8 protein-coding genes and 2 pseudogenes are annotated in these 8995 nt (G+C 33.2%); 7 read left to right on the plus strand and 3 right to left on the minus strand.

All coding sequences use genetic code 11. From position 1 onward, the window contains the following. A partial coding sequence (locus B4L98_RS07945; RefSeq protein WP_291077944.1) for an RHS repeat domain-containing protein occupies positions 1–1646 on the plus strand: 1646 nt, incomplete at its 5' end. A gap of 444 nt (positions 1647–2090) precedes the next feature. On the opposite strand, the gene B4L98_RS07950 is transcribed toward B4L98_RS07945, so the two are convergent. Genes B4L98_RS07950 through B4L98_RS07960 form a run of 3 tightly spaced genes read right to left on the minus strand, consistent with a single transcriptional unit; the run spans position 2091 to position 2944 of the window. Then, positions 2091–2357 (minus strand): Txe/YoeB family addiction module toxin, encoded by a 267-nt coding sequence (locus B4L98_RS07950; RefSeq protein ID WP_180905173.1) that lies wholly within the window; start codon positions 2355–2357, stop codon positions 2091–2093. Position 2358: 1 nt separating this feature from the next. Then, on the minus strand, positions 2359–2577 hold the full coding sequence (locus B4L98_RS07955) for a DUF2683 family protein (protein WP_180905172.1): 219 nt from the start codon (positions 2575–2577) through the stop codon (positions 2359–2361). A gap of 19 nt (positions 2578–2596) precedes the next feature. Continuing rightward, entirely contained in the window at positions 2597–2944 is a 348-nt protein-coding gene (locus tag B4L98_RS07960) for a helix-turn-helix domain-containing protein (RefSeq protein WP_180905171.1), read from the minus strand. 180 nt (positions 2945–3124) lie between these two features. Between B4L98_RS07960 and B4L98_RS07965 the strand changes: the two genes are divergently transcribed. The 6 genes and pseudogenes from B4L98_RS07965 to B4L98_RS07990 all read left to right on the plus strand — a co-directional run. Continuing rightward, on the plus strand, positions 3125–5419 hold the full coding sequence (locus tag B4L98_RS07965; RefSeq protein ID WP_286496289.1) for a CHC2 zinc finger domain-containing protein: 2295 nt from the start codon (positions 3125–3127) through the stop codon (positions 5417–5419). A 192-nt stretch (positions 5420–5611) separates the two neighbouring features. After that, the gene (locus B4L98_RS07970; RefSeq protein WP_180905169.1) at positions 5612–6463 is read left to right on the plus strand and encodes a tyrosine-type recombinase/integrase; all 852 of its coding nucleotides are present in this window, start codon (positions 5612–5614) and stop codon (positions 6461–6463) included. After that, positions 6441–7295: a tyrosine-type recombinase/integrase gene (locus tag B4L98_RS07975; protein WP_180905168.1), complete on the plus strand. Its 855-nt coding sequence runs from the start codon at positions 6441–6443 to the stop codon at positions 7293–7295. Before B4L98_RS07970 ends, B4L98_RS07975 begins: the two co-directional genes overlap by 23 nt. A gap of 382 nt (positions 7296–7677) precedes the next feature. Next, positions 7678–7839: pseudogene (locus B4L98_RS07980) on the plus strand (RHS repeat-associated core domain-containing protein); the annotation flags it as partial. Between the two features lie 93 nt (positions 7840–7932). Then, positions 7933–8550, plus strand: a complete 618-nt coding sequence (locus B4L98_RS07985; protein ID WP_286496290.1) for a hypothetical protein — start codon at positions 7933–7935, stop codon at positions 8548–8550. Next, a pseudogene (locus B4L98_RS07990) lies at positions 8547–8995 on the plus strand (immunity 26/phosphotriesterase HocA family protein); the annotation flags it as partial. The gene B4L98_RS07985 and the pseudogene B4L98_RS07990, both read left to right, overlap by 4 nt.

Consider the following 8995-nt stretch of genomic DNA (forward strand, 5'->3'; position numbering starts at 1 on the left):
CGTTTTTTAGGGAAGATTACACTGCTGTAAAAAAACTACACAATGGTAACATTGCAGAAATCATCTGGAAAACAATTGATTTTAATACAAGAAGCTATAGTTTTGAGTATGATGGATTAAATCGCCTGATGAATAGCATTTATCTAAAAAACACTAATGAGGCTATTAATGCATACAATGAAACAATCAAAGGTTACGATAAAAATGGGAATATTACAGGAATTATTCGAAATGGGAACAATGAGATAATCAATGCTCCAGTGATAGATAATTTGAGTTATGTGTACCAAACAAACTCGAACAAGCTATTAAGTGTAACCGATGCAACGACGTTAACAGAAGGTTTTAATGATGGGAATAAAGTAGGAAATGATTATGCTTACGATGTAAACGGAAATTTAACAGTAGATAAAAACAAAGGAATAACAAAAATTAGTTATAATTACTTAAATTTACCAACAGAAGTTCTTTGGAATGCATCTAAAAAGATTAATTACACGTACGATGCAAGTGGAGTTAAGTTAAGAAAAGTCGTAACAGATGGAGCTACAGTAACCACAACCGATTATTTAGGAGGTTTTCAGTACGTAAATAACAGTTTACAGTTTTTTCCAACAGCTGAGGGGTATGTGAATGTAACTGGAGGTACAACTTTTAATTATGTTTACAATTACACTGATCATCTTGGAAATGTACGATTGAGTTACCAAAAAGAAGCAAATGGTACGCTAAAAGTATTAGAAGAAAACAATTACTATCCGTTTGGGTTAAAGCATAAGGGATACAACAATACTAATCTTGCAAATACTAACTATAAGTACAAATACAACGGCAAAGAGTTACAAGAAGAATTAGGTCTTAATTGGACTGCTATGGACTTCAGAAATTATGATGCTTCAATAGGTAGATTTATGTCTCAGGATGGACTTGCTGAAGTAATGCCTGATTGGACTCCTTATCGTTTCTCTTTTAACAATCCAATTTATTTTTCTGATCCAACTGGCTTATTTGAACAAAATATTGAAACTTGCCCTACTTGTCCAAAAACTCCAGAATTTAAACCTTTTATTGATGATCCTAATAATGAATATGTTTATGATACTGAAACAAATACTGTAAGTGCAGTAATACAGCTAGCTGAAACTACTGTGACAAATAGTAATAAAAAAGAATCTAACACGAATAGTTATATACCTCAATATGAGTTTATTGATGGTATTTTAAATAATAAATATTATGATTTGACTTCTTTAGGTTTAGAACAAGGAATTGCCAAAACTACATCTTATTTAGATAAAGCTCTTAAAACTAAATCTACAGTTAATTTTACAATTTTAGATGAATATACTCGTCCTAGTTATAGAACATCACTTTTAAATTCAGCAATCAAAACTTCAAAAGTTGCATCAGCTGCAAAAGTTCTTAAAATATCAGGAAATGCTTTAGCTGGAGTAGGTGCTGTTGTATCAATTTATCAGTATGGCTCAGGTCAAATCTCTGGCACGGAGTTTACTGTAGATATGATAATGAGCGGTGTAGGTTTTTTAGGACCATTTGGTGCAGGAGCCTCCTTGATTTATTTTGGAGGTAAGGCAATATATGAATATTCATCAGGTAAGGATCTATTTGAAAAACCCACTCAATAATGAAAAAAATTTTAAACTACATCATATTCCACTTTATTGAATTCCAAAAAAAAGTAGGTAATCAAGATGTTTCAACATTTACAACATCAGTATTTTTCACAATAATGCTTTGGATGAATATTTTAACATTAATAAATTATATTCTAATGAAGAATCATTATCCTAATAAAAATTATATTATTCCAGTTATTTTATTTTGTTTAGGATTATTCTTAATTATAAATAACTATATAAGAAAAAAGCAGTATGAAGTTTATAATTTTCAATCCTCTTTTATAGGTTACCTATATTTGTTAATTTATATAACAATTAGCTTTGTATCGTTTGTATATAGTGTTGAATTACTAAAATCAAAATAATGGTAGTGTATCAGATGTGTTGCCGGAAAACAACCCAACATTCTCAATAAAGCAAAAGGCAAACGTTTGTTTGCCTTTTGTTATTTTATAAATAATGCCCAAAAGCAGAATGAATCGTTACAGTATTTTGCTCCACTTCATAGACAAGTCTGTGTTCTTGATTAATTCGTCTCGACCATAAACCAGATAAATTGTGTTTCAGTTGCTCTGGCTTTCCTGTTCCAGAGAAAGGATGTTCGGTCAGTTCCTCAAGAAGAACAAGCATCTTTTTAAGTACAGCTTTGTTACCAGCTTTCTTGTGACGCCCGATATCTTCGTTTGCTTTGTCGGTAAAATCTAAATCAAAAGCCATCTTATAAGCCTAAAAAATCTTTTAAATCCTCTTTTCTTACACGTGTAACTTTACCTTCTTTCGCTTGTTTTTGGCTTTCTTCAATTTTAGTTACAAACTCTTGGTTATAAGGACTTTCTTTTATCTCAAACTTTAATTTTAGAGCTTTAGCAAAGGCTTTCAAAGCTTTTGCTTGTTCAGATGTGTCGGGTTCAAAAATAAAAATATCTTGTGTTGCCATGATTTAATTTTTTAAGTAATTAAATTGCTAATTGTTTTTGCAGATTATTTTTTAAAATAAAAGCTTCTAATAAATCTTTGATTGTATTTTTTTGATTATCATTTAATTGTTGTGTTTCTGCAAATAAATTCAACAACTGATTATCCTGTAAAATAGCATCTGCTTTATTGTTTCCGTAAACTAATTCGTCTAAAGAAATTGACAAAATTTTCGCCATTTTTTCCGCTACTTCTAAAGATGGAATCGAAATATTTCTTTCGTATTTAGAAAGATTTGTCACGTGAACTCCAATCTTAGAAGCAAACACTTCTTGCGAAAAACCTTTTCCGCTTCTTAATTCTTTCAAGTTTTTTCCAAAATTTTCCATAGCAAATAAACTTTAAAACATACTGCGTATGTATTATATACTCTACAAAATTACAATTTAGTTAGTGAAATAACTAATTCAGTTGAAAAATAAAAAGCAAAAAGAATTTGTTTTAAAAATCAAAAACGCTAAGTTTGTAAGCGAAAACGATTAGTAAAAATTTTTTAATTATTTTTTCAAATGGAAATCCAAGAAATAAAATCTCGCTTATCATTATCTCAAATCCTACATCATTACGGATTAGAACCTAAGAACAATATGCTGAAATGTCCTTTTCATTCGGATAAGACGGCAAGTTTACAGGTTAATTTGGAGAAGAATTTTTACAATTGTCATGCGTGTTCCAAAACAGGCGATGTCATTCAGTTTGTGCAAGATTATGAGAAATTGAGCAAACACGAAGCACTAAACAAGTGTAAAAGTTTGGCTGGCGAAGAGCGTTTTGCGGTAAACGAACCAAACCGCATTCCTCAAATCGCAGACCATTCAGCGTTTCTACAAAAGATGTTTCTAAGTTTCCGTAAAGGATTATTATGCAGTGAACCCGCTCAAAACTATTGTCATTCCAGAGCGTTAAATGTGGATGAATTAGAAGTCGGTTTTAACTCGGGACAATTCCATCACGGGTCGAGAAAAGATGAAAATTTAATCAATCAATGCGTAGAAGTTGGACTTTTAATTCCCTACGGAACCAACAGTAGAACAGGCGGACAATCCTATAAACCATTCGGAAATAAATGCCTTGTTTTTCCATTAAAAAACTGCCACGGGCAGACCGTATCACTTTATTTTAGGTCAATTATAAAGAATTCTGAAGAAAAATTGCCTGCGGGTGCTACCCGCGCTCGTCATTATTATTTGAAAAATAGACAAGGTTTATATCCAAATTATCCAAGTCCAACAACCAAAAAACTAATTTTAACTGAAAGTATTATTGATGCAGCTTCATTACTTCAACTCTCACAACTTAAAACTCAATACTCAATACTTGCTTGTTTTGGAACAAACGGACTAACAAATGAGCTTCTAACTTCTATTCGCGAACTACAAGAATTGGAGGAAATTACATTCTGTTTTGATACAGATGAAGCGGGGCAAACAGCGACATTGAAGTATGCAAAATTACTTCAGACCATTCATCCAAAAGTAGCATTTTCTACGGTAGAATGGCTTGATAAAGACGTCAACGAAACCTTAACCGCTTACGATGAAGCGACGGTTTTAGGCTGTTTAGAGAAAAGAAAATCAATTGATTTTTCTTCTTCTACTCCTTCTTTTTCAATTGAAAAAGAAACTCCACCAACACCTCTGGAACAGCCAAAAATGACAACCGATTTATTTTTTCAGTTGAATGATTTAATCGAGAAAAGCGGAATTGTAGGCGAACAGGATAGCCGATTATTACTGTTTATCATTGCAAGTTCATACAAAACCAAACATCCACTCCACGCCATTGTACAAGGAAGTTCGGGCAGTGGAAAAACGCATTTAATCAGTAAAATAGCCGATTTAATGCCACAAGAAGATGTACTTCGTTTTACCCGAATTACCGAAAGTAGTTTGTACAATTGGGGCGAATATGAATTAGTCGGAAAGCTTCTAATTATCGAGGATTTAGACGGTTTAAAAGAAGAAGCCATGTTTGCCATGCGTGAATTAATCAGCAACCAACGTTTATCGAGTTCAGTTTCTATCAAGGATAAAAAAGGGAACATCAAAGCGGTTAAAAAGGAAGTTCGTGGCGTGTTTAGTTCACTGTCTGCTACCACAAAAAGCGAGATTTACGAAGATAATATGAGCCGTAGTTTTCTGTTAGCGGTGGATGAAAGTAAGGAACAATCTCGCCGAATTATCGCCTATCAAAATCAAAAATATGCAGGCGAAGTCAGTCATCAATCCGAAGAAAAAACCAAACATGATGTTCAACATATCATCCGAAATCTTGTCCCGTATCACGTGATTAATCCGTTTGCAACACGATTAGAATTACCCGAAGAAGTGCATAAAATCAGACGATTAAACGAAATGTTTCAAAGCATCGTTCGTCAAATTACCTTGATTAATCAGCAAAACAGACAATTGACAGATGATGGAAAATTAATCACACAGGTGGAAGATTTAAAGCAAGCAACGGAAGTTCTCTTTGAAAGTATTGTGTTGAAAGTCGATGAATTAGACGGGAGTTTGCGTCAGTTTTTTGAGAAACTCAAAGCCTATTTAGCTAAAAAAGCACACAAAGAAAATGGCAATGGATCTGAAATCGACTTTACTCAACGAGAAATCCGTTTGGCGTTTAACATGAGCAAAGCGCAGTGTTCACGCTACATGAACAGCTTAATTGAACTCGAATACTTAACCAGTAAATATGCAGGAAACTTGCGTAAAATTGCTTATCGAGTGGATTATTGGGATGATTACCAAAAGTTAAGGCAAACCATTAAAGAAAAGATTTTGAAGCAAATAGAACAGTTATGATACCCACTGAAACAATAGGGAACAATCTTGGAACAATTAATTTAGACTTAACTATCTGAAATCTAAAATCTAACATCTTAAATCTATCCCATTGTTCCATGTTCCAAAAGTAGCCAACCTCAAATCTAACGAAGTGATTCGTAAACACCATAAGAAACAATAAAAACCAATGTGAACAAAACCGTCATAGTTATGCAAGATATACTCGATGAATTTAGAACAGAATTACAGCAATTAGGTTATTGTAAAAACATAGTCGACAACTATCCTAAACACGTCAAAGCCCTGTTTGAGCATTCTCATCAACTCATCACAACCATTGAAAGTCATCATATTGAAGCTTTTTATTTTCATTTGAAAACGGTGATTAGTAGCCGTCGAAAAAAGCCATTAAGTAACAGTTATATTCATTCTCAACTCTTTGCGATTCGCTTGTTCTTTGCCTATTTATTGCGTACAAAACAACTCATCAAAACGCCTTACACGTTAAAAATCAAACGTTCAGCCTATAAAAGTCGAGCTGTTTTAAGTGTCGACCAAATTGCCCTACTCTACAGCAATTGTGAAACGTTGGACGAAACGATGATTTTAAACCTGTGTTACGGCTGTGGATTAAGGCGAACAGAAGTCGAAAAGTTGTCGGTAGAAGATATTCATTTGACTGAAAAACGTTTGTATGTTCGAAGTGGAAAAGGAAAAAAAAGACGTGTTATTCCGCTTACAACAAAGCTTGTAGAGGATTTTAAGTTGTACCTGATTACAACCAAAAAAAGACGAGAAAATGAATCCATTTTACTGCTTTATCCAAACGGAAAACCAATGAGCGGAAACAAGATTTACACTGTTTTTAGTGGTGTTTTAAAACGTTCGGGATTAGATAAACAAGGCTTTAGCTTGCACAATCTGCGCCATAGCATTGCCACACATTTACTTGAAAATGAAATGACCGTTGAAATGGTTCGGGATTTTTTAGGACATGATTTACTGCGTACCACACAGATTTACACAAAAATAAAACCGTATGACTTTAGAAAATTATCTTGAAAAACAGTTACATAAAAGCACTGTTAGCAATTATTTATATGAGATCAATCGGTTCAAAAAACACTTTCCAAATCACGAAAAATGCCACTATTCACAGCTGATGCACTACATCGGGATTTTACGAAATCGTTACCAACCCAAAACCATTAAACGTGTGGTCTATGCCCTCAAAAAATACTATGATTATCTGATTGAAATAGAGGTCAGAAAAGATAATCCTGCACACTTTATCAAGCTTCGGGATGCAAAACCAACAGCCGTACAATTACAGGATTTATGGACGGATAAAGAACTGAAAACCTTACTTGAACCACGAAAAGAACGTTATCCTATTTTAGCCAAACGCAATCAAATTATACTGAGTTTATTCGTTCATCAAGCCGTTTTGGTCAAGGAAATTACCCAAATTCTACTCGAAGATATCGACCTCGAAAAAGCAGAAATTTACATCCGAGAAACAGGTATGACCAACAGTAGAACCTTGCCCTTAAAAGCAGAACAAATCCTTTTATTTTATCAGTATTTACAGGAAGATCGACCAGAATTAGAGCGAATAAAACAACCGTATTTTATTCTCAATAAATTAGGAAGTCCAACCACCGCAGACGACATCAATTACCTGTTATCGACTTATCAAAAAGGAGTTGATAAGCGATTAACTTCAGTTAAAATCAGACAAAGTGTGATTACTAATTTACTCAGTCAAGGGCATAATTTACGGGCAGTTCAGCTGTTTTGTGGGCATAAATTTCTGGACACAACCGAGAAATACAAACAATCCGGAATCAAAGCCTTACAAGATGCTATCGACAAGCATCATCCTTTACAATAGTTCTTTTTCTTTCAATTGAAAAAAAACACAACGAAACAAGCCATTTTTCGGGGTTATTTTGGCTATTTGCGGAGCGAAAACATAAAATAAATTATGGGCTGTAACGCCTATAATGAACGGAATTTTATGTTAAATAGCTTACCTTGTTTTTTGCTGCCGTAAATGAACGGGGAGCGCGGAGTGAATGTCTGTTTGTATCAAAAAGCAGGACAGCAAAAAAGAAGGGAAAAATAAAAACCGAAAAATGGCTTGGCTTATCCTATAAAAAATCTTTTTTTTCAATTGAAATTTATTATATTTGAGTGATAATGAAGCGTTCATTAAAAACTGAAGAAGTGTTGGAAATTTGAAGTGTATAGGGATGTAGGAATACAAATACAATGGGCAAGAGTTACAAGATGAACTTGGCTTAAATTGGTATAACTACAGATATCGCAACTACGATCCAACTATCGGACGCTTCTTTGGTGTTGACCCTATTTCAGAAGACTACTACAATATTAGTACTTACCAATTTGCTCATAACAATCCTGTCTGGAAAATTGAGATTGAAGGTTTAGAAGGAGCTCCTACTACAAATCAAGATATTCAAAGCTACGCAGGAAATAATAGGGATCCAGAATTAGAACTTATTGAAATGACTGCAGGAAGTATAAATTCAGTACGAGCATCATTTTCAAATTTAGTTGTAAGAGGAATCAATGTTTTTACAAATAATAGTATAAATAAAAAGTATGAAGTAGAAAACGGAGCGTTAGTCTTGTACAAAGATGTACCTAAAGAGTCTACTGGAGAAAAAATAATTAATACAGTAGGAGATATTGCTACATTAGCATTGACGGCTATAGGGGGAGTAGAAGGAACATTGACTGCACAAGGAGGTAAATCTGTTTTAACCAATACTGTTAATGATGTTAAACAAAAAGTTGTAAAGACATATCAAACTTATACTAAAACAAATATAAAGACTGGTGAAGTATACACTGGTAGAACTAGTGGTACAGGAACAGCTCTTGAGAATGTAGCAAAAAGAGATAAAAACCATCATATGAATGATAAAGGTTTTGGTCCAGCTGTTTTAGATAACTCTTCTACTAATAAGAATGCAATTAGAGGTAGAGAACAATATCTTATAAAAATTAATGGGGGAGCTAAATCTCAAGGGGGAACTTCAGGTAATGCTATTAACGGTATAAGTCCAAATAATAAGAATAGAACAAAATATTTAAACGCAGCGAAAGTTTTTGGTTTATGAAAAAACAAAGAATAACAAAAGGTAGTATATTAGAAATACCTATTGATAATAAATATTATATATATGCTCAAATTTTAGAAAAATCAAGTTATGTATTTTTCGATTTTATATCTAAAGAGCAAATATCAGATTTTGAATTACTAAATGAAAAACCAATTTTATTTATTATCTCTGTTTATGATCAAGTTGTTACAAGAGGAGAATGGCTTAAAGTAGGGAAAATAAACATAAGAAAAGAATTGGAGGTTTTACCAATGTTCTTTATTCAAGATCCAATAAATAAAGAAAAATTTAGGATTTATGATGCAAATACAGGAGAAATAGTTCCAGCAACAAAAAGAGAAATCATAGGGTTAGAAAGAGCATCTGTTTGGAATAAAACCCATGTTGAAGATAGAATAAGAGATTTTTATAATAAGGTGCCTTGCGTATGGTTAGAAGAGGA

Origin of the sequence: Empedobacter sp. UBA5528 (assembly GCF_002426075.1) — a bacterium.
GTDB lineage: Bacteria > Bacteroidota > Bacteroidia > Flavobacteriales > Weeksellaceae > Empedobacter > Empedobacter falsenii_B.

What these genes read in the sequence shown, in the direction of transcription:
- B4L98_RS07950 (WP_180905173.1), bottom strand. Translation starts at nt 2,357, where the DNA reads ATGGCTTTTGATTTAGATTTTACCGACAAAGCAAACGAAGATATCGGG.
- B4L98_RS07965 (WP_286496289.1), top strand. Translation starts at nt 3,125, where the DNA reads ATGGAAATCCAAGAAATAAAATCTCGCTTATCATTATCTCAAATCCTA.
- B4L98_RS07975 (WP_180905168.1), top strand. Translation starts at nt 6,441, where the DNA reads ATGACTTTAGAAAATTATCTTGAAAAACAGTTACATAAAAGCACTGTT.
- B4L98_RS07970 (WP_180905169.1), top strand. Translation starts at nt 5,612, where the DNA reads ATGCAAGATATACTCGATGAATTTAGAACAGAATTACAGCAATTAGGT.
- B4L98_RS07985 (WP_286496290.1), top strand. Translation starts at nt 7,933, where the DNA reads ATGACTGCAGGAAGTATAAATTCAGTACGAGCATCATTTTCAAATTTA.
- B4L98_RS07955 (WP_180905172.1), bottom strand. Translation starts at nt 2,577, where the DNA reads ATGGCAACACAAGATATTTTTATTTTTGAACCCGACACATCTGAACAA.
- B4L98_RS07960 (WP_180905171.1), bottom strand. Translation starts at nt 2,944, where the DNA reads ATGGAAAATTTTGGAAAAAACTTGAAAGAATTAAGAAGCGGAAAAGGT.